The 25,456-nt window shown below is 56.5% G+C and carries 25 protein-coding genes and 1 riboswitch; of the genes, 10 read left to right on the top strand and 15 right to left on the bottom strand.

Annotation, left to right across the window (positions count from 1 at the left end; translation table 11 throughout):
• Positions 1-64: 64 nt before the first annotated feature.
• The 4 genes from plsC to EGY08_RS19055 form a co-directional block, all read right to left on the bottom strand.
• Complete coding sequence (gene plsC, locus EGY08_RS19070; protein ID WP_004125254.1) at positions 65-802, bottom strand: 1-acylglycerol-3-phosphate O-acyltransferase; 738 nt, start codon at positions 800-802, stop codon at positions 65-67.
• A gap of 192 nt (positions 803-994) precedes the next feature.
• Positions 995-3,253: a DNA topoisomerase IV subunit A gene (gene parC, locus EGY08_RS19065; RefSeq protein WP_004125256.1), complete on the bottom strand. Its 2,259-nt coding sequence runs from the start codon at positions 3,251-3,253 to the stop codon at positions 995-997.
• 122 nt (positions 3,254-3,375) lie between these two features.
• On the bottom strand, positions 3,376-4,245 hold the full coding sequence (locus EGY08_RS19060) for an AraC family transcriptional regulator (RefSeq protein WP_112166964.1): 870 nt from the start codon (positions 4,243-4,245) through the stop codon (positions 3,376-3,378).
• A gap of 77 nt (positions 4,246-4,322) precedes the next feature.
• The gene (locus EGY08_RS19055; protein WP_004125269.1) at positions 4,323-4,730 is read right to left on the bottom strand and encodes a YgiW/YdeI family stress tolerance OB fold protein; all 408 of its coding nucleotides are present in this window, start codon (positions 4,728-4,730) and stop codon (positions 4,323-4,325) included.
• A gap of 150 nt (positions 4,731-4,880) precedes the next feature.
• On the opposite strand from EGY08_RS19055, the gene qseB reads away from it, so the two are divergent.
• The 4 genes from qseB to EGY08_RS19035 all read left to right on the top strand — a co-directional run bounded on the left by qseB (position 4,881) and on the right by EGY08_RS19035 (position 7,980).
• Entirely contained in the window at positions 4,881-5,540 is a 660-nt protein-coding gene (qseB, locus tag EGY08_RS19050; RefSeq protein ID WP_004125272.1) for a quorum sensing response regulator transcription factor QseB, read from the top strand.
• Positions 5,537-6,886, top strand: coding sequence for a quorum sensing histidine kinase QseC (gene qseC / locus EGY08_RS19045; protein ID WP_004125275.1), 1,350 nt, complete (start codon positions 5,537-5,539; stop codon positions 6,884-6,886). Before qseB ends, qseC begins: the two co-directional genes overlap by 4 nt.
• Positions 6,887-6,992: 106 nt before the next feature.
• Positions 6,993-7,574: an NAD(P)H-dependent oxidoreductase gene (locus tag EGY08_RS19040; RefSeq protein ID WP_049113401.1), complete on the top strand. Its 582-nt coding sequence runs from the start codon at positions 6,993-6,995 to the stop codon at positions 7,572-7,574.
• 91 nt (positions 7,575-7,665) lie between these two features.
• The gene (locus EGY08_RS19035; protein ID WP_004125281.1) at positions 7,666-7,980 is read left to right on the top strand and encodes a putative quinol monooxygenase; all 315 of its coding nucleotides are present in this window, start codon (positions 7,666-7,668) and stop codon (positions 7,978-7,980) included.
• Positions 7,981-8,020: 40 nt separating this feature from the next.
• Here the strand turns inward: EGY08_RS19035 and parE are convergent, their stop codons facing one another.
• The 5 genes from parE to nudF are packed head-to-tail and all read right to left on the bottom strand — an operon-like array spanning position 8,021 to position 12,425.
• Entirely contained in the window at positions 8,021-9,916 is a 1,896-nt protein-coding gene (gene parE, locus EGY08_RS19030; protein ID WP_004125286.1) for a DNA topoisomerase IV subunit B, read from the bottom strand.
• 30 nt (positions 9,917-9,946) lie between these two features.
• Positions 9,947-10,522: an esterase YqiA gene (gene yqiA, locus EGY08_RS19025; RefSeq protein WP_004125289.1), complete on the bottom strand. Its 576-nt coding sequence runs from the start codon at positions 10,520-10,522 to the stop codon at positions 9,947-9,949.
• Complete coding sequence (gene cpdA, locus EGY08_RS19020; RefSeq protein WP_004125292.1) at positions 10,522-11,349, bottom strand: 3',5'-cyclic-AMP phosphodiesterase; 828 nt, start codon at positions 11,347-11,349, stop codon at positions 10,522-10,524. The genes yqiA and cpdA overlap by 1 nt, the downstream gene beginning before the upstream one ends.
• Before the next feature lie 24 nt (positions 11,350-11,373).
• A complete protein-coding gene (locus EGY08_RS19015; RefSeq protein WP_004125296.1) occupies positions 11,374-11,796 on the bottom strand; it encodes a DUF1249 family protein in 423 nt (140 codons plus the stop codon).
• The gene (nudF, locus tag EGY08_RS19010; protein WP_004125299.1) at positions 11,793-12,425 is read right to left on the bottom strand and encodes an ADP-ribose diphosphatase; all 633 of its coding nucleotides are present in this window, start codon (positions 12,423-12,425) and stop codon (positions 11,793-11,795) included. The genes EGY08_RS19015 and nudF overlap by 4 nt, the downstream gene beginning before the upstream one ends.
• A 195-nt stretch (positions 12,426-12,620) precedes the next feature.
• Here nudF and tolC point away from each other — a divergent pair, with 195 nt between their 5' ends.
• The 3 genes from tolC (at position 12,621) to EGY08_RS18995 (ending at position 16,073) form a co-directional block, all read left to right on the top strand.
• Positions 12,621-14,069 carry an outer membrane channel protein TolC gene (gene tolC / locus EGY08_RS19005; protein ID WP_004125302.1) on the top strand — a complete coding sequence of 483 codons (1,449 nt, stop codon included), beginning with the start codon at positions 12,621-12,623 and terminating at the stop codon, positions 14,067-14,069.
• 169 nt (positions 14,070-14,238) lie between these two features.
• Positions 14,239-14,907 carry a DUF1190 family protein gene (locus EGY08_RS19000; RefSeq protein WP_004125303.1) on the top strand — a complete coding sequence of 223 codons (669 nt, stop codon included), beginning with the start codon at positions 14,239-14,241 and terminating at the stop codon, positions 14,905-14,907.
• A 5-nt stretch (positions 14,908-14,912) separates the two neighbouring features.
• Entirely contained in the window at positions 14,913-16,073 is a 1,161-nt protein-coding gene (locus EGY08_RS18995) for a glutathionylspermidine synthase family protein (protein ID WP_004125306.1), read from the top strand.
• A gap of 46 nt (positions 16,074-16,119) precedes the next feature.
• Here the strand turns inward: EGY08_RS18995 and ygiD are convergent, their stop codons facing one another.
• Positions 16,120-16,911, bottom strand: coding sequence for a 4,5-DOPA dioxygenase extradiol (gene ygiD, locus EGY08_RS18990; RefSeq protein ID WP_123828761.1), 792 nt, complete (start codon positions 16,909-16,911; stop codon positions 16,120-16,122).
• Between the two features lie 193 nt (positions 16,912-17,104).
• On the opposite strand from ygiD, the gene zupT reads away from it, so the two are divergent.
• The gene (gene zupT, locus EGY08_RS18985) at positions 17,105-17,875 is read left to right on the top strand and encodes a zinc transporter ZupT (RefSeq protein WP_049112688.1); all 771 of its coding nucleotides are present in this window, start codon (positions 17,105-17,107) and stop codon (positions 17,873-17,875) included.
• 57 nt (positions 17,876-17,932) lie between these two features.
• Here the strand turns inward: zupT and ribB are convergent, their stop codons facing one another.
• Positions 17,933-18,586 carry a 3,4-dihydroxy-2-butanone-4-phosphate synthase gene (gene ribB / locus EGY08_RS18980; RefSeq protein WP_004125315.1) on the bottom strand — a complete coding sequence of 218 codons (654 nt, stop codon included), beginning with the start codon at positions 18,584-18,586 and terminating at the stop codon, positions 17,933-17,935.
• 106 nt (positions 18,587-18,692) lie between these two features.
• Positions 18,693-18,844: riboswitch (FMN riboswitch) on the bottom strand.
• 120 nt (positions 18,845-18,964) lie between these two features.
• Here ribB and ubiK point away from each other — a divergent pair.
• Positions 18,965-19,246 carry a ubiquinone biosynthesis accessory factor UbiK gene (gene ubiK, locus EGY08_RS18975; protein ID WP_049089054.1) on the top strand — a complete coding sequence of 94 codons (282 nt, stop codon included), beginning with the start codon at positions 18,965-18,967 and terminating at the stop codon, positions 19,244-19,246.
• A gap of 54 nt (positions 19,247-19,300) precedes the next feature.
• Here ubiK and glgS read toward each other — a convergent pair whose 3' ends face one another.
• Positions 19,301-19,510 (bottom strand): cell surface composition regulator GlgS, encoded by a 210-nt coding sequence (glgS, locus tag EGY08_RS18970; RefSeq protein ID WP_004125321.1) that lies wholly within the window; start codon positions 19,508-19,510, stop codon positions 19,301-19,303.
• On the opposite strand from glgS, the gene EGY08_RS31330 reads away from it, so the two are divergent.
• Entirely contained in the window at positions 19,502-19,630 is a 129-nt protein-coding gene (locus EGY08_RS31330) for a hypothetical protein (RefSeq protein WP_305955102.1), read from the top strand. The two genes, glgS and EGY08_RS31330, sit on opposite strands and share 9 nt — an antisense overlap.
• Before the next feature lie 153 nt (positions 19,631-19,783).
• On the opposite strand, the gene hldE is transcribed toward EGY08_RS31330, so the two are convergent.
• From hldE to EGY08_RS18955, 3 genes are read right to left on the bottom strand one after another with little or no spacing between them, the layout of a single operon-like run.
• Complete coding sequence (gene hldE / locus EGY08_RS18965; RefSeq protein ID WP_004125323.1) at positions 19,784-21,217, bottom strand: bifunctional D-glycero-beta-D-manno-heptose-7-phosphate kinase/D-glycero-beta-D-manno-heptose 1-phosphate adenylyltransferase HldE; 1,434 nt, start codon at positions 21,215-21,217, stop codon at positions 19,784-19,786.
• A 58-nt stretch (positions 21,218-21,275) separates the two neighbouring features.
• Positions 21,276-24,110, bottom strand: a complete 2,835-nt coding sequence (glnE, locus tag EGY08_RS18960; protein ID WP_004125325.1) for a bifunctional [glutamate--ammonia ligase]-adenylyl-L-tyrosine phosphorylase/[glutamate--ammonia-ligase] adenylyltransferase — start codon at positions 24,108-24,110, stop codon at positions 21,276-21,278.
• Positions 24,111-24,133: 23 nt separating this feature from the next.
• Complete coding sequence (locus EGY08_RS18955) at positions 24,134-25,432, bottom strand: inorganic triphosphatase (RefSeq protein ID WP_032741958.1); 1,299 nt, start codon at positions 25,430-25,432, stop codon at positions 24,134-24,136.
• Positions 25,433-25,456: the final 24 nt, after the last annotated feature.

Below are 25,456 nucleotides of genomic sequence, written 5' to 3'. Positions count from 1 at the left end.
ACTAATTAACAAGGGAATTCGTTTCCCGCCAGCAATACGCGCGCGCTTCGCGGCGTTTCCTGTGTTATTTCTTTGCGGCCGCTTCGCGTTCGGCAACTTCTTTATCCAGCTCAGCGATTTTAGCGGACATCAGCTCGCGACAGTGCGTCGCCAGCGCGCGAACGCCCTCTTTTCCATACTGACTGGTGTCTACCGGCGGCAGCATTTCTACAATCACCAGACCGTTATTCAGGCGATTGAGATTAATTTTATTCGATGTATTAGATACGCACACCGGAATAATTGGCACGCCAGCCGCGACAGCCGCATGAAAAGCGCCGGTTTTAAAAGGCAGCAGACCGCGGCCTCGACTGCGGGTCCCTTCTGGAAACATCCAAAAAGAGATATTGCGCTTTTTAAACGCATTCACGACTTCGGCAATAGTGCCGTGCGCTTTTGCCCGGTTATTGCGGTCAATCAGCAGGTTCCCCGTTAGCCAGTAGAGCTGGCCGAAAAAAGGGATCCACGCCAGGCTCTTTTTACCCACGGTAACGGTCGGCGGCTGCACAATATTTGATGCCGTCACCATATCATAGTTATTCTGGTGGTTAGCGATATAGATAGCGTTGCCGTAGCTTTCCGCATCGGCCGGCTTGCGCAGCTCGACTTTCAGGCCGAAGACCGGCGACAGTTTGCCAAACAGGTGACCGAAGGTGGCGACGTGCTTAGGATTACGAGGACTGAACAGACAATAAATACAGCCGAAGATGCAGACCAGAATACAATAGATGACAACGATAATTAGTCGAAAAATAAATAGCATAGCTACCTCTAAAACCCAAACCGCTTAGAATTATACTCGCTGTTTCGCAGATTGCAGGCATCGGGCATCATTGCAAAGCGCGTTAAGCACCCCGAACGATCCTGACGGATATTGTTAATCGCAATGCCTGAATAAACAACGATTTTGCGGTAAATATTAACCTCCCCCGCCTTACTGCGGGGGAGGATCATCCTACTCTTCGCTATCGCCCGCCGAGGCGCGACGCGGTGAATCAATCTCCACCCGGTCGATTTTCTGCAGTCCACGCATCAGAGAGCCGCGGCGGCCGCGCTCGCCGGTGACTTTTTGCAGCTCTTCCGGACGGAGTTTGATTTTCCGTTTGCCGACGTGAATCGTCAGCGTACTTTGCGGCGGTAGGACAAACAGATGCGCCAGGCCATCCTGACCCGCAGCCGCTTCCGCCGACGGGATGTTGATAATCTTGTTGCCCTTGCCTTTCGACAGCTGCGGCAGGTCGCTGACCGGGAACATCAGCATGCGGCCGGCGGCGGTAATGGCCAGCAGCATATCGGACTCGTCCTCAATCACCAGCGGCGGCATCACGTGGGCGTTATCCGGAAGGCTAATCAACGTCTTACCGGCGCGGTTGCGCGCGACCAGATCGTTGAAAGTACAAATAAACCCGTAGCCTGCGTCGGACGCCAGCAGCAGTTTTTGATCATCGGCCTCCATCAGCATATGCTCCACCGTCGCCCCCGGCGGCAGCGTCAGCTTACCGGTGAGCGGCTCGCCCTGTCCGCGTGCGGACGGCAGGGTGATCGGGTCAATCGCGTAGCTACGCCCGGTGGTGTCAATAAAGACCACCGGCTGATTGCTCTTCCCTTTCACTGCGGCTTTAAAACTGTCTCCCGCTTTATAGTTCAGTCCCGGCGCGTCGATATCATGGCCTTTGGCGCTGCGTACCCAGCCGCTCTGCGACAGAACGATGGTCACCGGCTCGGACGGCAGCATATCGTGCTCGCTCATCGCTTTCGCTTCTTCACGCTCGCGCAGCGGCGAACGACGATCGTCACCAAAGGCGTCGGCATCGGCCTGCAGCTCTTTCTTCAGCAGGTTATTCATTTTGCGTTCAGACGCCAGAATGGCCTGCAGATGGTCGCGTTCTTTTTCCAGCTCGCTTTGTTCACCGCGGATCTTCATCTCTTCCAGTCGGGCGAGATGGCGCAGTTTTAACTCCAGAATCGCTTCCGCCTGGGTTTCGCTGATGCCAAAGCGCGACATCAGGGCCGGCTTCGGCTCATCTTCGTGACGGATAATTTCGATAACTTCATCGATATTCAGAAACGCCACCAGCAAACCTTCCAGGATATGCAGGCGCTTGAGGACTTTTTCCAGACGGTAGCTGAGACGACGGCGCACGGTATCGCGGCGGAAAGTCAGCCATTCCGAGAGGATTTCCAGCAGGTTTTTTACCGCAGGACGGTTATCAAGCCCGATCATATTCAGGTTGATACGATAGCTCTTTTCCAGATCGGTCGTCGCGAACAGGTGGTTCATCACCTGCTCCATATCCACGCGGTTAGAGCGCGGGACGATCACCAGACGAGTCGGGTTTTCGTGATCCGATTCGTCGCGCAGGTCATCCACCATCGGCAGCTTTTTGTTGCGCATCTGAGCGGCAATCTGTTCAAGCACGCGGGCGCCGGAAACCTGATGCGGCAGCGCACTGATCACCACCGCGCCGTCTTCTTTCGTCCACACCGCGCGCATACGCACCGAACCGCGGCCATTCTGGTAGATTTTGCGGATCTCGGCACGCGGAGTAATGATTTCCGCTTCGGTCGGGTAATCCGGCCCCTGTACGATATCCAGCAGATCGTCCAGCGAGGTCTGCGGTTTTTCAATCAGGGTAATGGCCGCCTGAGCCACTTCACGCAGGTTGTGCGGCGGAATATCCGTCGCCATGCCGACGGCGATGCCGGTAGTGCCGTTGAGCAGAATATTGGGCAGGCGCGCAGGCAGCATTTTCGGCTCCTGCAGAGTGCCGTCAAAGTTTGGTACCCAGTCAACGGTGCCCTGCCCCAGTTCGCTCAGCAGCAGTTCAGCATACTTCGACAAACGGGATTCGGTATAACGCATCGCGGCGAAGGATTTAGGATCGTCCGGCGCCCCCCAGTTCCCCTGACCGTCAACCAGCGGATAGCGGTAAGAGAAGGGTTGCGCCATCAGCACCATGGCTTCATAGCAGGCGCTATCGCCGTGCGGATGGTATTTACCCAGCACGTCGCCGACGGTGCGGGCGGACTTTTTGAACTTGGCGCTGGCGTTGAGACCCAGCTCAGACATCGCATAGACGATGCGACGCTGGACCGGCTTCAGGCCATCGCCAATAAACGGCAGCGCCCTGTCCATGATGACGTACATGGAGTAGTTCAGGTAGGCGTTTTCCGTAAATTCATGCAGCGCGAGGCGCTCTGCCATATCGCTCATTAATCGTGAATCCTCAATCTGCGTACCGGCCGTTCGGACGGCAAAACTACCGGCGATAATACCCTATCTGACGCCCTGAGTCACAGGGCGTTAGGCTGGTTGAGGAATTCCGTGGACATCCTTCATTTCAGCGGAAGATAAACGTCCGTCTGCAGCTCATGCTCACCGACTTCATGCACAAAATTGAGGTAGCGAAAGAAAACCGGGAAATCGCGCAGCGCCTCTCCCGATGCGGGCAGCCAGTCGCGATAAAGAAACCAGATACTCTGCGCGAGCGTGTCCAGAGAACCGTAATGACGCCCTACTGCGCAGCGCCCGCCGGGGATCTCGCCATTCACCACGCCAAAGCTGTTTTCCGGCACCGGCTGGCTGACCGTACCGCCAATATCGAAACGAAAATCGTCAGCCGGCGTGGCAGCGGGGTCGTCCCAGGAGATCCCCCAGGTTGCGCAGCTGGCGACCGGGGACAGACCGCTCTTCTTGCGCCAGGCGATAAACTTCGCGGCGGTCTCATTGACTAAACCAGGGTTACCGCGATGCTGCAGCATCGCGATCTGAGTGGTAGGAAGCTGGATTATTTTAACATCCATTGGGTGTTGCTCCTGTAGCGTATGTTTCGGTACACGTCGATGCCATTCCAGCCAGTCCGGCTGTTGGCGGAATTGGCTGGGGCTTTGCGCGAAGGCGCTGCGGAAGGCGCGGCTGAACGACTCCGGGTTCTGGAACCCCGCATCAAGGGCAATATCGATAATCTTTTCCTGTGGATTAAACGCCAGTCGCCAACAGGCGCGACGCAAACGTAACCATTGGATATAGCGATAGAGCGGTACCCCGCTATAGGCGCTGAATTGCCGGTGAAAATGATACGGCGAGCTATGGGCTATCGCACTGAGCGTCTCCAGCGACAGCGGCGTGTCCAGATGACGTTCAATGTACAAGCACACTTGCTGAAAACGCCCGGCAAAGGCCGGGCTTACCTGAGTATCGTTCATCGCATCCTCCCGGAAACATACTCTGACAGAGCTAGGAGTGCGGTTCCTGACCGATCTTGCTTAAGATGATGAGAAAACTATGGCGTGATTTTACGAATCTGCTTTACGTCGATTTCCACTGAGTTCCAGTCTTTATCCACTTCACCCTGAATCTCTACCGTATCCTGCGGGGTCACGGTCACGCCGTTCCAGCGCTTGTGATCGATATCGACGTTCACGGTGCCGGAGCTGTCCTGGAATTTATACAGGTCGTCGGAAATACGCTCCACGATTTTACCGCGCAGGGTCACCCAGGTATCGTCACGCAGGGTTTTCGCATTCGCGACCGTCGTTACGCTCCCGTTCGGGCCAATGAACCCGCCGTTTTGCGTGGTCGTCTGGCTGGTTTGCGTCGAGCCGGGTCCGGAAAACCCGCCCTGCTCAGCGGCCAGTACCGGCATGGAAACTAAGGCGATGATAGCGGTCATTGCGGCGATTTTCTTCATGATGTGTTCTCCCTTTGTGTTTATATCGTCACTATTACACCGGGCAAAACTTAACAACTTCTTAAGCGGAAAAAATAAATTTTATTCCTGTACAGCGCGCGCCGCAACGCGCTTTACTGCGGGAATATCCAAGGGACACAGGAGCAGAAAATGCGCATTTTACTGGTGGAAGACGACAAACTGATCGGTGACGGCCTCAAAACCGGACTGACCAAGCTGGGCTTCAGCGTCGACTGGTTTACCCGCGGCGAAGAGGGGAAAGCCGCGCTGTATCACGCCGCTTACGACGCCATTATTCTTGACCTGACCCTGCCCGGCATCGATGGGCTGGATATTCTGCGCGAATGGCGCGACAAAGGCCGCCACGAACCGGTACTGATCCTGACCGCCCGCGACGCGCTTAACCAGCGCGTCGAAGGATTACGCCTCGGCGCCGATGACTATCTCTGCAAACCTTTCGCGCTGGTTGAAGTCGCCGCGCGCCTGGAAGCACTGATGCGCCGCGCCCACGGCCAGAGCAGCAGCGAACTGCGGCACGGCAATGTGGTCCTCGATCCTGGCCGACTCACGGCCACCCTGAACGACGAGAGCCTGCCGCTCAAGCCAAAGGAGTTTGCTCTGCTGGAGCTGCTGATGCGCAATGCCGGACGCGTGCTGCCGCGTAAGCTTATTGAAGAAAAGCTCTATAGCTGGGATGACGACGTCTCCAGCAACGCGATAGAAGTACACGTCCATCATCTGCGCCGTAAGCTCGGCAGCGCTTTCATTCGTACCGTACACGGTATCGGCTATACCCTGGGGGACGCATGAAGCGGCTGGGGAAACTGAGCCTGCGCGTCCGCCTGACGCTGCTTTTTTTGCTGCTGACCAGCGCCGCCTGGGGCATTGCCAGCTTTGTGGCCTGGCAACAGACCACCGACAAGCTGGATAAGCTGTTCGATACCCAGCAGTTGTTGTTCGCCCGCCGCCTGAGCGCGATGAATTTCGACGAGCTCCATACCCTCGCGCCACAGGTGCGGACAAAGAAAAAGGTCAAACACGGCCATCTCGACGACGATGCGCTGGCTTTCGCTATCTTTACCACCGACGGCAAAATGGTGCTTAACGATGGCGAAAATGGCCAGGATATCCTGTGGGGTAACAACCGGGAGGGGTTCAGCGACGGCTACCTGCGCGGCGATGATGACGAATGGCGCTTTCTGTGGCTCACCACCCGCGACGGGCGCCATCGTATCGTCGTCGGCCAGGAATGGGATTACCGCCGCGAGATGGCGCTGGATATCGTCACCTCCCAGCTTACACCCTGGCTGGTTGCACTGCCGCTGATGTTTTTGCTGCTCATCGTGCTGTTAAGCCGGGAACTGGCGCCACTGAAAAAGCTGGCCAACACGCTGCGCACCCGAGCGCCGGATTCCGCCGAAACGCTAAATAGCGAGAACGTGCCCAGCGAAGTTCGCCCGCTGGTCGACGCGCTAAATCAGCTCTTTACCCGGACGCATGACACCATGATCCGCGAGCGTCGGTTCACCTCCGATGCCGCCCACGAACTGCGCAGCCCACTGGCGGCGCTGAAGGTGCAAACCGAAGTGGCCCAGCTCTCGCTGGACGATCCGCAAGGGCTGGATAAAGCCCTGGAGCAGCTCCACCAGGGTATCGATCGCGCAACCCGCCTGGTCGACCAGCTACTTACCCTATCGCGCCTGGATTCGCTGGCGCAGCTGGATGATGTTCAGACGATCGCCATTGATGAACTGCTACAGTCTGCGGTCATGGAGATGTACCACCCGGCGCAACTGGCCGGACTTGAGCTACGCCTGCACCTGAACGCGAAGAACATCTTGCGCACCGGGCAGCCGCTGCTGCTAAGCCTACTGGTGCGCAATCTTTTAGATAACGCGGTGCGCTATAGCCCCGCCGGAAGCCAGGTCGACATCACCCTGGATGCCGGTGAATTCCGCGTACGCGACAACGGCCCGGGCATCAGCGCCGAGGCCCTGGCGCGCGTCGGCGAGCGCTTTTATCGTCCTCCAGGCCAGGAGCAGCCCGGTAGCGGCCTCGGGCTCTCCATAGTCAAACGCATCGCCGCGCTGCACGGGATGACGGCAAGTTTCGGCAACGCCCGCGACGGCGGATTCGAGGCGCGCATTCGCTGGTAGCGGCATTATTGCTATAAAAGCAAAAGACTTTGCACATTTTGCTCATTTTACCGCTCTGCCCGGCGGGGTAAAATTAACCACAAAATTGAAAAGTTGAGGATAAAAAATGAGTAACATCCTGATTATTAATGGCGCAAAAAAGTTCGGCCACTCTAACGGCCAGCTGAACGACACCCTGACTGAAGTCGCGGAAACCTATCTGCGCGACCTCGGGCATGATGTTAAAGTGGTCCGCGCCGATAGCGACTACGACGTGAAAACCGAAGTGCAAAACTTCCTGTGGGCCGATTCCGTTATCTGGCAAATGCCGGGCTGGTGGATGGGCGCGCCGTGGACGGTGAAAAAGTACATTGATGACGTCTTTACCGAAGGTCACGGCGCGCTGTATGCCAGCGATGGCCGCACTCGATCTGACGCCAGTAAGAAATATGGTTCCGGCGGCCTGATTCAGGGGAAAAAATATATGCTGTCTCTGACCTGGAACGCGCCGATGGAAGCCTTCACCGAAAAAGATCAGTTCTTCCACGGCGTTGGCGTCGACGGTGTTTACTTGCCATTCCATAAGGCCAACCAGTTCCTTGGGATGAGCGCCCTACCTACCTTCATCGCCAACGATGTGATCAAAATGCCCGATGTTCCGCGTTATACGGCAGAATATCGCAAGCATCTGACGGAAATTTTTGGTTAACTGTAGTGAGTTATGAAAAGACGACAAGCGCGGCTCATTTTAGCGGCGGCTTGAAGTATGATGAGAATATACAGAAGGAGTTGAGTTAACCATGTTGACAGTGATCGCTGAAATTCGTACTCGTCCGGGCCAACACCATCGCCAGGCGGTGCTTGATCAGTTCGCAAAAATAACCCCGACCGTTCTTCAGGAAGAAGGCTGCCATGGCTATGCGCCGCTGGTCGATCACGCCGCTGGCGTCAGTTTTCAGACCACTTCACCGGATTCCATCGTGATGGTCGAGCAGTGGGAAAGCGTCGCCCATCTTGAGGCGCACCTGCAGACTCCGCACATGAAAGCCTACGGCGAAGCCGTTAAAGGCGACGTGCTGGAAATGAACATTCGTATTCTCGAAGCGGGCATTTAAGCAAGCAAATAAATCGGCCGGTTTCCCGGCCGATTTTTTATTATCCGTCCAGCTCCGCCAGATCGCCCTTCTCCTGAAGCCAGTTACGCCGATCTTCAGAGCGCTTCTTCGCTAACAGCATATCCATCATGGCGGTTGTCTGCTGCTCGTCTTCATCGTTGATAATCAGCTGTACCAAACGGCGGGTATTCGGATCCAACGTGGTCTCGCGCAGCTGCATGGGGTTCATCTCGCCCAGCCCTTTGAAGCGCTGTACGTTCGGTTTGCCTTTCTTGCGCTTAAGCTGCTCCAGCACGCCGGTTTTCTCTTCTTCTGTGAGCGCGTAATACACCTCTTTGCCGAGGTCGATACGGTACAGGGGCGGCAGCGCCACGTAGACATGGCCGTGTTTGACCAGAGTGCGGAAATGCCTGACGAACAGCGCGCACAGCAGCGTCGCGATGTGCAGACCATCGGAGTCGGCATCCGCCAGAATACAAATCTTGCCGTAGCGCAGCTGGCTCAGGTCGTCGCTATCCGGGTCGATACCAATGGCGACGGAAATATCATGCACTTCCTGGGAAGCCAGCACTTCATCGGAAGAAACTTCCCAGGTGTTCAGGATTTTACCTTTCAGCGGCATGATCGCCTGATATTCGCGATCGCGCGCCTGCTTGGCCGAGCCGCCCGCGGAATCCCCTTCCACAAGGAACAGTTCGGTGCGGTTCAAATCCTGGGCGGTGCAGTCCGCCAGCTTACCGGGGAGCGCCGGACCGCTGGTCAGCTTTTTACGCACCACTTTCTTCGCCGCGCGCAGACGACGCTGGGCGCTGGAAATCGCCATCTCCGCCAGCAGCTCTGCCGACTGGACGTTCTGGTTTAGCCACAGGCTGAAGGCGTCTTTGACCACGCCGGAAACAAACGCGGCGCACTGACGTGAAGAGAGGCGCTCTTTGGTTTGCCCGGCAAACTGAGGATCCTGCATCTTCACGGAGAGCACGTAGGCGCAGCGTTCCCAGATATCTTCCGCCGACAGCTTCACGCCGCGCGGCAGGATGTTCCGATATTCACAGAACTCGCGCATGGCGTCCAGTAGCCCCTGGCGCAGACCATTAACGTGGGTTCCGCCCTGCATCGTAGGAATCAGGTTGACGTAGCTTTCGGTCAGCAGCTCGCCGCCTTCCGGCAGCCACAGCAGCGCCCAGTCGACCGCTTCAGTATCACCGGAGAAGGTGCCGACGAACGGTTTTTCCGGCAGCAGAGGCAGGCCGTTAACCGCTTCGCTAAGATAGTCGGTCAGACCATCGGCATAGCACCAGCGCTGTTCGCTATCGTTGACCAGATCGCGGAAAACAATCTCTACGCCAGGGCAAAGAACGGCCTTGGCTTTTAATAAATGCGAGAGGCGTGAGACGGAAAAACGCGGGCTGTCAAAAAAGCTTTCATCCGGCCAAAAGTGCACGCTGGTACCGGTATTACGCTTACCGCAGGTACCGGTCACGTGGAGATCTTCTACTTTATCGCCGTTTTCAAAGGCGATGCTGTAGATCTGGCCATCGCGGCGCACGTTCACCTCAACGCGTTTCGATAAGGCGTTGACCACCGATATCCCTACGCCATGCAGGCCGCCGGAGAACTGGTAGTTCTTATTGGAGAATTTCCCCCCCGCGTGCAGGCGGCAAAGAATCAGTTCAACTGCCGGAACCCCCTCTTCAGGGTGGATATCCACCGGCATTCCGCGGCCATCATCGATAACTTCCAGCGACTGATCGGCATGGAGAATGACCTCCACGCGTTTCGCGTGACCGGCCAGGGCCTCATCCACGCTGTTATCAATAACTTCCTGACCAAGATGATTTGGACGTGTGGTATCAGTGTACATTCCCGGACGGCGGCGAACCGGCTCAAGCCCGGTGAGTACCTCAATGGCATCAGCGTTATATGAAGATTGCGTCATGGTGTGTATTCGTAGGTCGTTCCGAACCGCTCAGCGCAGGCCCAGAAAATCGATAATCTGAGTGAAATGATCTTCAAAGCCAACAAATGCGTGATTACCGCCCTCCTCTACCGTCTGTCGGCAGGAGGCGAAATAATCAACGGCCTGGCGGTAATCAAGCACTTCATCGCCCGTTTGCTGCAATAACCAGATTAAATCCGGCGCTTCCAGCGGGTCAATTTGCATGACTTTGAGATCGTAAATATGGCGAGACTCTAGCACATATTGCTGCCCCGTGTATGGATTCTCATTAGGGCCAAGGAAATTGTTCAATAGCTCAAACGGGCGCACCGCAGGGTTCACGACCACCGCCGGTAGCATAAAGCACTGCGATAGCCAGGTCGCGTAATATCCCCCCAGCGACGACCCGACAACGCCCAGCGGTTCACCGCCATGCTCCAGCACCAGAGACTCCAGATGCTCAGCCGCTTGCGCAGGGTAAACCGGGAGCTCCGGTATCACCATTGAGATGTCAGGATAGGTCCGCGCCAGCCACTCTTTCAACGCAGTCGCTTTTGCCGAGCGCGGCGAGCTGTTAAAACCATGCAGATAGAGAAGCGTAGACATCAGTATCCTTCTGAAGCGATATCCGGGTGAAATTTCACGCCTTCAAGGCGGCAAACTTCAGTGGTCAATGTGCCGTCAGGATGCAGATCCAGCCAGCGCCAGCCCGGAGAGACGGTATCCAGCGTGAAGTTAGCGCAGTGCGGCTTAAACTGCACGCAGGTGGATGGCGTGGCCATCATGCGCCGACCGTTCCAGTCAAGATCCAGTTCCTGATGAATATGGCCGCACAGCAGATGCTTAACGCGAGGAAACGCGGCCAGCGCGCAATCAAGCGCCCCGGCATTGCGCAGGCTATGCTGATCCAGCCAGCTGCAGCCTGACGGCATAGGATGGTGGTGCAACAGCAGCAGCGTATACCGCTCCGGGACTTCCGCCAGCTTCTGCTCCAGCCATTCCAGCTGGAAATCGCTCAGTTCGCCATGCGGCACGCCGAACACCTGGCTATCCATGAGCAGTATTTGCCAATGGTCGCCCAGCAATACGCGTTTAGCGGGGGAGATGCCTGATTCCTGCAGCGTGCTGTACATCGCCGGTTGAAAATCATGATTACCCGGCAGCCAGACGCAAGGTGCAGCAAAACTCGCGATGCCCTCAGCAAAATGCTGATAGGCCGCGGCAGAGTGATCTTGCGCCAGATCGCCTGTAGCAACAATCAGGTCGCATTCTCGCTGTGAGGCGCGGATAGCATCCAGTACGGCCTGATAGCTTTCCCAGGTATTGATGCCTAACAGCGTTTCGTGTTTTTCAGCAAACAGGTGAGTATCGGTAATTTGTAATATCCTGACTCTGGCCTCACCAGCCAAAGGTAGGTTTAACAGGCTTTCCAAATGGTGTCCTTAGGTTTCACGACGCTAACAAACCGGAATCGCCATCGCTCCATGTGCTAAACAGTATCGCAGCCAATCGGCCAAAAACTGATTAATTTGATGCTTTTCGTCGCGTTGATGCAACTTTTTATTAGGATAATCATACCGCGCTTTGAAGCGAAAGATCTGCTGGCTTGAACACACTTCAGCGACCATTGCATCGTGATAGAGCCGTACCGTCATTGACGGCAGACTCCAGTAGCTCACCGAGGGAGCCGTCTGCTCAATCGCTACTAACGTAGTGTAGCGGGTCGATTCGACGATGGTTAATCGGTATTGCGCGTTGCCCACCTGGTAACTCACCTTTTCTCCCGCTGCATCCGTTCGCGGCAACAGGCGGCGCAGCTGGGCAAAGTTGGTTTCACACAGGCGCATCATTTCAGGAAAGTCAGGCGTATAACGCTTCATTTTGTCCACTCGTTGCGTAAATTGTGATAATGCAGTTGCAGCCATTGCAGCGCGATGACAGAGGCTGCGTTGTCGATTTTCCCCTCTTCCACCCATTTGTAAGCCTGTTCCCGGCTCACCACATGGACGCGAATATCCTCATTTTCGTCGGCCAATCCATGAATCCCTTTCGCCGTCGTGGCATCGACTTCTCCCACCATAATAGACAGTCTTTCGCTGGTGCCGCCGGGGCTGGCCAGGTAGCTCAGGACCGGTTTAATCCGGCCAACATTAAGCCCGGCCTCTTCCACCGCTTCACGACGTGCGACATCTTCAGGAGATTCGCCTTCTTCTATCATACCGGCGACCATTTCAAGCAGCCACGGGCTCGCGCTAGTATCGTACGCCGCAATACGGATCTGCTCGACGAGCACAACTTCATCGCGCACCGGGTCAAAGGGTAGCAAGACTGCGGCGTGCCCGCGCTCAAAAATTTCACGCGTCACTTCATCACTCATGCCGCCGTTAAACAGGCGATGGCGAAAACGATATAAATCGAGCGAAAAAAAACCGCGATAAAGCGTTTCGCGTGCAATAATTTCTACATCGTTTTTAGAGAAGGTAATCCCCTGCTGATTGACGTCGCTCATTTCGATATCCTGTAGAACATGAAGTTATGAATTTATAGGCGGTGTGGCTACCGTTTTACGGCTCGTATGTTAGATTGGTGCAAATTACCGCCCCATGGCACATAACGCCAACTTTTTACGGTAACAGACTCTATACAATCAGTGATTATTTTTAGAATTTGAGTAGCGCTAAATGCTTCACAACAAGGAATGCAAATGAAGAAACTCTTTCCCATCCTTATCGGCCTGGGCCTGACTGGCTTCAGCGCCATGAGCCAGGCAGAAAACCTGCTGCAGGTTTATCAGCAGGCGCGTATCAGCAACCCTGATCTGCGTAAATCAGCAGCCGATCGTGATGCCGCATTCGAGAAGATCAACGAAGCGCGTAGCCCGTTACTGCCGCAGCTCGGTCTGGGTGCCGATTATACCTATACTAGCGGCTTCCGTGATGCTAAAGACCAGAATTCCGACGTCACCAGCGGATCGCTGCAGCTCACGCAGGTTCTGTTTGATATGTCGAAATGGCGTGCGCTGACGCTGCAGGAAAAGAACGCCGGCATTCAGGACGTCACCTATCAGACGGACCAGCAAACGCTGATTCTAAACACCGCGACGGCCTATTTTAAAGTGCTGGCCGCTATCGATACGCTCTCCTATACCGAAGCGCAGAAACAGGCTATTTACCGCCAGTTAGATCAGACCACCCAGCGCTTTAACGTTGGCCTGGTGGCGATTACTGACGTACAGAACGCCCGTTCACAGTACGATGCCGTACTGGCAAACGAAGTCACCGCGCGCAACGACCTCGATAACGCGGTTGAAGAGCTGCGCCAGGTGACCGGCAACTACTATCCGGAGCTGGCCTCGCTGAATGTTGATGGGTTTAAAACCACGAAACCATCGGCGGTGAACGCGCTGCTGAAAGAAGCGGAAAACCGCAACCTGTCGCTGCTGCAGGCCCGACTCAGCCAGGACCTGGCGCGCGAGCAAATTCGCCAGGCGCAGGATGGGCATCTGCCGACCCTGAATTTAAACGCGACCAGTAGCGTATCTAATAACAGCTACAATGGTTCTAAAAACACCACGCAGGACAGAGATATCGGGCAGAACCAAATCGGCCTGAACTTCTCCCTGCCGCTGTATCAGGGCGGGATGGTGAACTCCCAGGTTAAACAGGCGCAGTACAACTTTGTCGGCGCCAGCGAGCAGTTGGAAAGCGCGCATCGTAGCGTGGTGCAGACCGTTCGTTCCTCTTTTAACAACGTGAACGCGTCCATCAGCAGCATCAATGCCTACAAACAGGCCGTGGTCTCTGCCCAAAGTTCACTGGATGCCATGGAAGCCGGTTATTCAGTGGGAACGCGTACCATCGTCGATGTCCTGGACGCGACCACCACGCTGTATAACGCAAAACAGCAGCTGTCCAACGCGCGTTATAACTACCTGATTAACGAGCTGAACATCAAGTCCGCGCTCGGTACGCTGAACGAGCAGGACCTGGTTGCGCTGAACAACACGCTGGGTAAAGCGATTCCGACCTCGCCGGACAGCGTCGCGCCGGAAAATCCGCAGCAGGATGCCAGCGCTGACGGCTACAGCAACACCGCCGCGGCAAAACCGGCGTCCGCACGCAGCACCAACGGCAGCAACCCGTTCCGCCAGTAATCACGCTTGCGCACTCCACGCTTCGCTTACCCCGCGGGTAAGCGAAGCGTTAAACGTAAGGCAACGTAAAGATCCCCCGCTTTCCGCCCCTATTCGCTTCATTTTCCACCACTCATCCTCTATCCTGAGCGTTAACAAAACGCATACCACTGGGTCCAGGAAGACAAACATGAAACGGACAAAAAATATTAAACACGCCTCCTTCCGCAAAAGCTGGAGCGCTCGTCATTTAACTCCCGTCGCGCTTGCCGTGACGGCGGTATTTATGCTCGCCGGTTGTGAACAAAGCGATGAAACGGTTTCTCTGTATCAAAACGCCGATGACTGCTCTGCCGCTAACCCGAGCAAATCCGCAGAGTGCACCACCGCTTACAATAACGCGCTTAAAGAAGCGGAACGTACCGCGCCGAAATACGCCTCCCGTGAAGATTGCGTCGCCGAATTCGGTGAAGGTCAGTGCCAGCAGGCGCCGGCTCAGGCTGGCATGGCTCCGGAAAACCAGGCCCAGGCGCAAAGCAGCGGCAGCTTCTGGATGCCGCTGATGGCTGGCTACATGATGGGCCGGATGATGGGCGGCGGAATGGGCGCTCAGCAACCGCTGTTCAGCTCAAAAAATCCGGCCAGCCCGGCCTATGGTAAATACACCGACGCGGGTGGTAAGAGCTACGGCGCAGCGCAGCCTGGCCGTACTATGACCGTGCCGAAAACCGCGATGGCGCCGAAGCCGGCCACCACCAGCACCGTGACGCGCGGCGGGTTTGGCGACTCGGTCGCTAAGCAATCAACAATGCAGCGTAGCTCAGCAAGCTCCTCTTCTTCACGCTCAATGGGCGGCTAAGCGACATGGAAAGAATCAGCATTACCGAGCGCCCGGACTGGCGCGAAAAGGCGACAGAATATGGCTTTAACTTTCACACTATGTACGGCGAGCCGTACTGGAGCGAAGAGGCCTATTACAAACTGACGCTGGCGCAGGTTGAGAAGCTTGAGGATGTTACCGCTGAACTGCATCAGATGTGTCTGCAGGCGGTAGAGAAAGTCATCGCCAGCGATGAGTTAATGGTCAAATTTCGCATCCCCAAACACACATGGGGCTTTGTACGTCAGTCGTGGAAAACCCATCAGCCTTCGCTGTATTCGCGTCTCGATCTCGCGTGGGACGGCGTAGGTGAGCCGAAGCTGCTGGAGAACAACGCCGATACGCCAACGTCTCTGTATGAAGCGGCATTCTTCCAGTGGATCTGGATGGAAGATCAGCTTAACGCCGGTCAACTTCCGGCGGGCAGCGATCAGTTCAACAGCCTGCAGGAGAAGCTGATCGAACGCTTCAGCGAGCTGCGCGAGCAGTTCGGCTTTCAGCTGCTGCATATGGCCTGCTGCCGCGATACCGTTGAAGACCGCGGTACCGTGCAATATTTGCAGGACTGCGCCGCAGAAGCGGGTGTGGCAACCGAATTCCTTTACATCGAAGATATCGGTCTTGGCGAAAAAGGTCAGTTTACCGACCTGCAGGACCAGGTGATTGGTAATCTGTTCAAGCTCTATCCGTGGGAGTTCATGCTGCGTGAGGTCTTCTCTACCAAGCTGGAAGACGCTGGCGTGCGCTGGCTGGAGCCAGCGTGGAAGAGCATTATCTCCAACAAAGCGCTGCTGCCGCTGCTGTGGGATATGTTCCCCAACCATCCAAACCTACTGGCCGCTTATTTCAGCGAAGATGCGCATCCGGAGATGGACAAGTACGTTATCAAGCCCATCTTCTCACGCGAAGGCGCTAACGTCTCTATCGTGGAGAACGGTAAAGTGCTGGAGTCGGTAGAAGGGCCGTACGGCGAAGAAGGCACCATCGTCCAGGAGTTCTATCCCTTGCCGAAGTTTGGCGACAGCTACACGTTGATTGGCAGCTGGCTAATTAACGATCAGCCTGCGGGAATTGGCATTCGCGAAGACCGGGCGCTGATCACTCAGGACCTGTCGCGCTTTTATCCGCACATTTTCGTCGAGTAACACTGAACCCCGGCTGCACCGCTTACTGCCGGGGTTTTGTTTTTTCTCAAGCGCCAATCACTAATGACAGCATACTCAACGACCCCATCTCTATTCCTTCAACCGGAATAGTTATCGGCTCCTCGCCGTCCCACGCCCCTAGTACGTACAATAGCGGTAGGAAGTGATCGGCCGTCGGGTTAGATAGCGATCCACCTTCATGCGCCAGGTAATTCACCAGCGGATGCTCAGCCACGGGGCCTTTCCAGTTCAGATTCGCTTTCACGTAGTCATTAAACGACTCAGCCCAGGGATATGGCGTATTCTCGCCGTGCCAGCGCGCGGTACGCAGGTTATGCACCACGTTGCCGCTTGCGACCAGCATAATCCCTTCATCGCGCAGCTGAGCCAGCTTACGCCCCATTTCGAAATGCCATGCGGCGGGTTTCGTGCTATCAATACTCAGTTGCACCATCGGAATATCGGCATCGGGATACATTTTAATCAACACGCCCCATGAACCGTGGTCAAAGCCCCAGGCTTCTTTATCCAGCGTCACCGGCACCGGCGCCAGCAGCTCAACCAGGCGTTGGGCCAGCTCAGGTGAACCCGGCGCCGGATAAAGCGTATCGTAAAGCGCCTGTGGAAAACCGCCAAAATCATGGATCGTTTTCGGCGCCTCCATCGCGGTCACTCCCGTACCGCGTGTAAACCAGTGCGCGGAAATCACCACAATGGCTTTAGGCCGCGGCAGCGTCTCGCCCAGATGCCGCCAGGCGCGGGTATAGATGTTATCTTCCAGCACGTTCATCGGACTACCGTGGCCTAAAAAGAGCGCGGGCATGCGGGTACGGGACATAGTGATATCCTTTATTAAGAAAGTTGATGTATTTACATTACGCTCTTTCTATGGAGGATAAACTCAGATAAGCATGATGATGATCGTCAGAAAATTTGAATGTAAGAGTCGGTAAAGCGTGCATCAGCGCGTTTGCGATCGTTAATGAAGAGAAATACTCTTCATAAGAATCATTTTCATAAGGAGATGCAGGATGTCATCCCCCATAATTTTGACCCTGCTGGCAGGGAGCGCCACCTTTATTGGGGCAATTTTCGGCGTTATTGGGCAGAAACCCTCGAACCGCTTATTGGGGTTCTCTCTGGGTTTCGCCGCCGGGATCATGCTGTTGATTTCGTTGATGGAAATGCTGCCTGCCGCGCTGGCTACCGAAGGTATGTCGCCGCTGCTCGGCTACGGCATGTTTATTATCGGTCTTCTGGGCTATTTTGCGCTTGATCGCATACTGCCTCACGCCCACCCCCAGGATCTGATGTCTCCCGGTATTTCCCGCCCGCGCAATCTGCGCCGTACGGCGATATTGCTGACGTTAGGCATCAGCCTGCATAACTTCCCCGAGGGCATAGCGACCTTCGTGACGGCCAGCAATAACCTCGAACTGGGGATGGGGGTCGCGTTAGCCGTTGCGCTACATAACATCCCGGAAGGGTTGGCGGTAGCCGGACCGGTTTATGCCGCCACGGGTTCCAGAAGTAAAGCGGTATTCTGGGCGGGTCTTTCCGGCATGGCGGAAATCCTTGGCGGCGTGCTGGCCTGGCTGGTTCTGGGCAGCGTGATATCCCCGGTAATGATAGGCGCGGTCATGGCCGCGGTGGCCGGTATCATGATTGCGCTGTCAGTCGATGAGCTTATGCCGCTGGCGAAAGAACTCGATCCGCAAAGCAACCCGAGCTATGGCGTGCTGTGCGGGATGTCGGTGATGGGATTAAGCCTGGTGGTTTTGCAAACGGTGGGAATCGGCTAAAAGACAAAAACAACAAAGCCCACTTGAGGTGGGCTTTGTTAAGCGAATAAGCCGAAATCAGCTGGCTTTACGCTCGTGTTCGCGACGGTAAGCCGCGAGATCTTCGATAGTGACCACAGCCATATTGTGTTGCTGAGCAAACTCGATGCACTGAGGCGCCCGAGCCATAGAACCGTCGTCGTTGGTCAGTTCGCACAGTACGCCAGCCGGTTTGAAACCCGCCAGGGTCACCAGATCGATAGTCGCTTCGGTATGGCCGCCGCGGGTCAGGACGCCGCCCGGCTGCGCGCGCAGCGGGAAAACGTGGCCAGGACGGTTCAGGTCGGACGGCTTGGCGCCATCGGCAATTGCCGCGCGCACGGTGGTCACACGGTCAGCGGCGGAAACGCCAGTGGTCACGCCTTCAGCGGCTTCGATGGTCACGGTAAAACCAGTACCGTAGGCGCTGGTATTGTTCTCAACCATCATTGGCAGGTCGAGCTGTTTACGGCGATCTTCCGTCAGGCACAGGCAAACAATACCGCTGCCGTGACGAATAGTCAGGGCCATTTGCTCAACGGTCATGGTTTCAGCGGCGAAAATCATATCGCCTTCATTTTCACGATCTTCATCGTCAAGTACCATCACACCGCGGCCTTCGCGCAATGCATCTAAAGCGTGTTCCACACGTTCAAAAGCGGTACCAAAAGAGGAAAGTAGCGTCTGATTCATGGTAAAAAAAACCTCATTAATTGTATGGTTACCAGAATCAGGGCAGTCTTAGGAGCGCCGGTTTAGCGGCAAAAGTCAACGCAAGCGGGCAGAAACCCGACTGAGCCGTTACTCTCTCCCATCCGGACTCTAACCGTCGGCCCCGGAATTACACCGGATCTGCTGACCTTTCTGCATTCACAGAAAGCGCTCGCGGGCTTTCAACGCTATGGTTGATTTACCGCCGGTGGGGAATTTCGCCCCGCCCTGAGAATAAGCAAAGTCACTATAACGCTATTGACTATCGTCGGCAATGCATAAGCTTCAAACATTTATGGTTTATAGGCACCGACGATCGCACTACAATGAGCGCATAACCGACCAGAGCAGGATACCACCATGATTGACCCGAAAAAAATTGAACAAATCGCCCGTCAGGTTCATGAATCGATGCCAAAAGGGCTCCGCGATCTGGGGGAAGACGTGGAGAAAAAAATTCGTCAGGTGCTCCAGTCGCAGTTAACTCGCCTGGACCTGGTAAGCCGCGAAGAGTTCGACGTGCAGACGCAGGTGCTGCTGCGCACGCGTGAAAAGCTGGCGCTGCTGGAGCAGCGTCTTAACGATCTGGAAAGTCGTTCGTTGAGCGCGCCGGCGACACCAGACGCTGAAGAGAAGCAGTAAAAACAAGCAACGGGCCGCAAGGCCCGTTGTTATATCGGTAAGGTGGAAAGTTGATTAGTGCTCCAGCTCCGCTTCTGGCGTCATAGCGTTGTTCGCCTGCCGGCAGTAAAGCTCATAGCGTTGACAAAACCATTCACGATGCGCTTCATCCATATTGCCAACAATGGCCTGAAGATCGACGGGCTGACCTTGTGCGTTCATTCTGGCGAAACTCTGAGCCAGGAAATCAAAATTCTTCATTAAATACATATCGTTATTCTTCATACGCATACTCCTTCAGCCGTTGGTGTTCTGATTGGTCATATGCTTTTTACTTACTTCAGTATTTATCCTTACCTTAACGTTTTTTGTACGAAAAATGCGCCCAACATGGTGATTTATTGAGCCAAATCATTTATGCCGTCATTAAATATAAAGAGGCCCGCAATTAGGCGATCGCGGGCCTCTTTTGTTCTGTGTTGCAGCGTTATCGCCGGTTACGCCTCGGTTAGCGCGATAATCCCGGATATACCGCCGCTACAGTGCGGAGAGAACACATTACTGTTTGTTATCTTTCTGGATCTTCTTAATGATATTGGTCGTCGAGCAACCGTCTTCGAAGTTGAGCACCAGCACCTCGCCGCCGTTTGCCCACACCTCTTCACTACCGGCAATCTGTTCCGGCTTATAGTCGCCGCCTTTCACCAGCAGATCCGGCAGAATGCCTGCAATCAGCCGCTGCGGAGTGTCCTCTTCAAAAGAGACCACCCAGTCGACGGCTTCCAGCGCGCCCAGCACGATCATTCGCTGATCCAGCGGATTGACCGGACGAGACTCGCCTTTCAGACGCTTCGTTGATGCGTCGCTGTTCACCGCCACAATCAGCCGATCGCCCAGCTTGCGAGCGTTCGCCAGGTAGGAAACGTGGCCCGCGTGTAAAATGTCGAACACGCCGTTGGTCATCACCACTTTCTCGCCACGCTTGCGCGCCGCGGCGACCGCCAGCTTCAGCTCTTCTTCACCCATCACGCCAAAACCGGTCTCTGAGCGCCCGCGTACCGCGTTCTCCAGTTCGATAGGTGAAACGGTTGAGGTACCAAGTTTACCCACCACGACGCCCGCCGCCGCGTTGGCAAAATAGCAGGCCTCTTCCAGCGTGTTGCCGGAAGCCAGCGTTGCCGCCAGCACGCCGATGACCGTGTCGCCCGCGCCGGTAACATCATAAACTTCCTGCGCCTGAGTAGGCATATGCAGCGGCGGCCGCCCAGGCTGCAGTAGCGTCATCCCTTGCTCGGAACGGGTCACCAGCAGCGCGGAGAGGTCAAAATCGGCGATGATTTTCATCCCGCGTTCAACGATCTCTTCTTCATCCTTACATTTACCCGCTACCGCCTCAAACTCTGAGAGGTTAGGCGTCAGCAGGGTGGCGCCGCGATAGCGTTCAAAATCAGTGCCTTTCGGATCAATGAGCACCGGGACACCCGCGTCGCGAGCCAGCTTAATCATGGTCTGAACGCTGGTCAGCGCGCCTTTGGCGTAATCAGACAGCACCAGCGCGCCAATGGAACCCAGCGCCTGCTGAATCCGCTCGTGCATCGGCTGCGGGTCGACGCCGGAGAAACCCTCTTCAAAATCAAGACGAATCAGCTGCTGGTTACGCGACAGTACGCGCAGTTTGGTAATCGTCGGGTGCGTCGGGACAGAAACAAAATCGCACTTCACGTTAACGTCGGCCAGCGCCTTACTCAACGCGCGGGCGGCATCGTCAATCCCGGTCAGGCCAACGAGGCGAGAGGTCGCGCCGAGGGACGCAATGTTCATCGCCACGTTTGCCGCGCCGCCAGGACGTTCTTCGATATTTTCCACCTTCACCACCGGCACCGGCGCTTCCGGCGAAATGCGGCTGGTGGGACCATACCAGTAGCGGTCCAGCATCACATCGCCAACCACCAACACTCCTGCACGTTCAAACTCTGGCAGCGTTACTTTCATTCCTCTCTCCTGCGAGACGCAAACTTTGCGCGCGATAATAGCACACCCGTTTTTTTAGTTAAGCCATCAACCACTTCTGCCAGCTGGCGCTGACCTGTTCGCGCTCCTGGCTAAACGCCTCTGGCGCCACGTTCCCCGGCTGCTCCTGCAGCGCCAGGTGATGTAGCGCATCGCGCAGCGTGGTGTAAGCGTGAGTTAACGCCCTCGCCTCTGCCTCGTCCATAATGTCATTCTGCGCCAGCAGTTCCAGAATACGGACGTTATCGGACCAGCGCGTGAGCTTCGGTTTATCACTGGCATAGCGTAGGACCAGATACTGGGTAATAAATTCAATATCGGTGATTCCCCCGGCATCGGCTTTAATATCAAAGCGATCGTGATGCTTATTCCCCAGATGAGCGCGCATTTTTTCACGCATTTCCCGCACTTCTGTTTGCAGTTTTTCGCCTTCTCGCGGAGCGGTGAGAATATCCCGACGAATGGCGTCAAAGCGCGTCTGTAGCTCAGGATCGCCGTACACTACGCGGGCGCGAACCAGCGCCTGGTGCTCCCAGGTCCATGCCTCGTTTTGCTGATAATCGGCAAAGGAATCGGCGGTAGTCACCAGCATGCCCGCCGCGCCAGAAGGACGTAAGCGAGCGTCCACTTCGTACAAAATGCCCGACGAAGTGCGAGTGCTGAAAAGATGCATGATGCGCTGGGCCAGGCGCAGATAAAACTGACGACCGTCGATTTCGCGCTCGCCGTCGGTCATCACCTCCATCGGACAATCGTGGAGGAACACCAGGTCGAGATCGGAACTGTAGCCCAGCTCCCAGCCTCCGAGTTTACCGTAGCCGATCACCGCAAAACCGCGCCCCTGGCGATCGTGCAGGTGCGTCGGCTGCCCATAGCGGGCCACCATCTGCAGCCAGGCTTGCTGAACCACCGCGTCAATCATCGCCTCCGCCAGCCAGGTCAAGTGATCGCTCACTTTCATCACCGGCAGGGTTCCGGCGATATCGGCCGCAGCGATATGCAGCAGCTGCGCCTGCTTAAACTGGCGCAGCGCCTCCAGCTGCTGCTCTTCATCCTCTTCCGGTACGCGCAGCAGATACTGCCGAAGCTCGTCGCGATAGGCATCGGTGGCCGTCGGTTGATAAAGCGTATTCGGGTCCAGTAGCTCGTCCAGCAGCAGCGGATGGCGAGCCAGCTGGCTGGCGACCATCGGCGACGCCGCGCACAGGCTAATCAGGTGCTTTAACGCGCCGGGGAATTCGCTCAGTAGTTCCAGATAGGTTGTGCGGGTGACAATCCCGGTGAGCAGCGGCGTAATGCGCGCCAACGGCACCGGGGCATCGGCGCGCGAACAAATTTCGCTGAGCAGGTGCGGCATGAGCTGGTCGAGCACCTGGCGGCCGCGCGGACCAATCGTGCGCCGGTCCAGCTCTTTACGAAAATCGGCGATCAGCGCCAGCACGCTGCGGCGATCGCTGTCGGCAAGATGCGCCAGCGCCGGGCTGGTATCATCCTCCTGCAGCGCGTCCTGCCACAGTTCGCGCCAGTACTCTTCAAGCTGTTCATCCGGCGACTGGGTTTCATCATCGCCAATCAATTCATTAAACACGCGCCGCACGTTGGCCATCTGCTCCGCCAGCCGCGCGCTGAGCGTATCCCAGTCGGCAGCCCCCATCCCCCAGGCCAGCCGGGCGCGATTAAGTTCATCCTGGGGTAGGGTTTGCGTCTGCTCGTCGTTGATGCTTTGCAGCAGGTTTTCCAGGCGTCGCAAAAACAGATAGGCTTCGCGCAGGCTCCGCGCATCGCCTTCCGGCAGCAGGTGCAGCTCTTCGATAGCGGCCAGCGTCGGCAGCAGGGCCCGCTGTTGCAGCATCGGCTCGCGACCGCCGCGAATCAGTTGGAAGACCTGGACGATAAACTCCACTTCGCGGATACCGCCCGCGCCAAGCTTGATATTATCCTTCAGACCCCGGCGGCGCACTTCACGGGCGATCATTCCCTTCATGTTGCGCAGTGACTGAATCACGCTGAAATCAATATAGCGGCGGAAGACAAACGGCCGCAGCATGGCGCGCAGCTCGCTGGCGTAAACGCCATCGTTATCGCCCATGATTCGCGCTTTTACCATCGCGTAGCGCTCCCAGTCGCGCCCCTGCTCCTGGTAATAATCTTCCAGCGCGGCAAAGCTCAGCACCAGTGGGCCGCTGTCGCCAAACGGGCGCAATCGCATATCCACGCGGTAGACAAAGCCATCCTGGGTGGGCTGATCCAGCACCTTAATCAGGCGCTGTCCGAGACGGGTAAAAAACTGCGCGTTATCCAGCTCACGACGGCCGCCGCGGGTGGAGCCGTGCTCCGGCCAGGCGAAAATCAGATCGATGTCGGAGGAGAAGTTCAGCTCGCCGCCGCCGAGCTTGCCCATGCCGAGGATCAGCAGCGGCTGCGCTGAACCTTCAGCATTACACGGCGTCCCCCATTCGCGACAGCAGGCGGCGTAAAGCCAGTCGCGCGCGGCGACGATTAAGGTCTCCGCCAGCGCGCTTAGCTGCTGCAAACTGCTCTCTTCGCTGACCAGCGATAGCGCCTGGGCCCAGGCGATGCGCACCATAATCCAGCGGCGAAACTGGCGCAGCTCGCGCATCAGCGCGGCCTCATCATTGACCTCGGCCAGGCGAACCTGCAGCCACTCGGCGTAGTGGTGCCACTCCAGCGCCTCGGGAGGCGAACTTTCAAGTTCCGCCAGCCACTGCGGCTGCGCGATCAGACTCTGCTCGACAAAATCGCTGAAGGCCATAACCGATTGCGCCCGTTCGCTCAACGTCGATACGGGAAAATCCGCTGGCAGTCGGTCTACAACCGTCTGCCAGTGCTGCTGTAACTGCGAAGAAAGCGGCATCTTAGGGGCTCCCTGGCCTGAAATTATCGTTTTCCACTATGCAGCCAGAACGGCTCCGCTGCCAGCGCCTGGCGACGAAAATATTCGATAACGCTACTGTCGTTATGCGCAATCGCCCGGCGGGTCTCTTGCCAGTTTTCCAGCCACGGCCCGGCGACGTCGAGATAGGCTCCGGATAACAGCTGAACGGTGTCAATTTCGCGGGTCAGGCGCGGAAGCTGATCGACATAACCGTCAGCGGACGGCTGGCGAAAGGTGTTTTTCAGCTCCGCCGCAGCTCTGGAGAGCTGAATATCCGCGAAGCGTTTAAACGATCCGGCAATTTTCTGCTCCCCGGCAGCGTTCAGGAAAGGACGCCAGCCGCGGTTTACTAGCAGATCGGTGAGCGTCAGCTTGGCTCTGACGGTCGCCACGCTGAAAAGCGCCGCCTGGGCCGTTTCGGCCTCGGCCAGCGCCGTTTCGGCTTCATTCAGACGCTCACGCAGCAGCGTGGTGGCCTTGCGCGGGACAATACCGCCAAATAGCACCAGCGCGTGCCGCACGCGGGCAATAGCGTGCAAAATCTCCGCTTTCGCTTTCGCATTGCCGCGATTGAGGAGTTCATCATGATACAGCCAGTGCGCGAGCGCGCTTTCCAGCGCCGCTTCCAGCGCCTGTTCGACGCTGGCCTTCGGCGCGACGCGAAGGATCGTTAACGCGGTCAGCGGACGTTCTTCATTGCCCTGCGCCAGATGATAACCGCGCGCCGCCTTGCTCAGGCTACCCTGGCGCAGTACGCCGGTATCCAGCAGGCGACGGGCAAGGGTCAGAATGTCCTGCGTTTTACCGGACAGCAGTTCCAGCTCCAGTTCACAAATCGGTTCCTGATGCTCGCCGGCTGTCACTTCGCCGCGGTCGAGCGCGATTTCAATTTCGCTGTCGCCTTCCTTGACCACCCATCTTTCACGCGCAAAATCGGTGTTGAAAAGCGGCTGTACGTTCTGTGCGAGCTCCGCCGGCAGTTCCCCCTGCGGCCAGACCTCAGCCGGCAGTTTCTCCAGCGCCAGCTCCGGCGTGTCCAGCGGAATGTTGTATTCCGGACGCTGATGCAGGCCGCCGACGACGCGCCCGGCGATTTTCAGCGTCATTTCATAGCGCCCCTGGTCACCGCGAATGCGTAGCCCCATGTCGTGGCGGCGCAGCCAGTTATCCGCCGTTTCATAGTAAATATTCAGCAATTGACCCGCAGGCGTATGCTTTGCCTCCAGCGTACTGAGGTGCTGACGCAGCGCGTCAACGCCATCCTGAGCGACGATAAACTTTAATTCGATTTCTTGAGCCATGACTGAATTCTTCCGCTTATATGC

The organism is Klebsiella sp. FDAARGOS_511, assembly GCF_003812845.1.
Classification (GTDB): Bacteria; Pseudomonadota; Gammaproteobacteria; order Enterobacterales; family Enterobacteriaceae; genus Klebsiella; species Klebsiella grimontii.
Note: the sequence above shows the minus strand (reverse complement) of the source record. Positions and strands in the feature narration are given on the sequence as shown.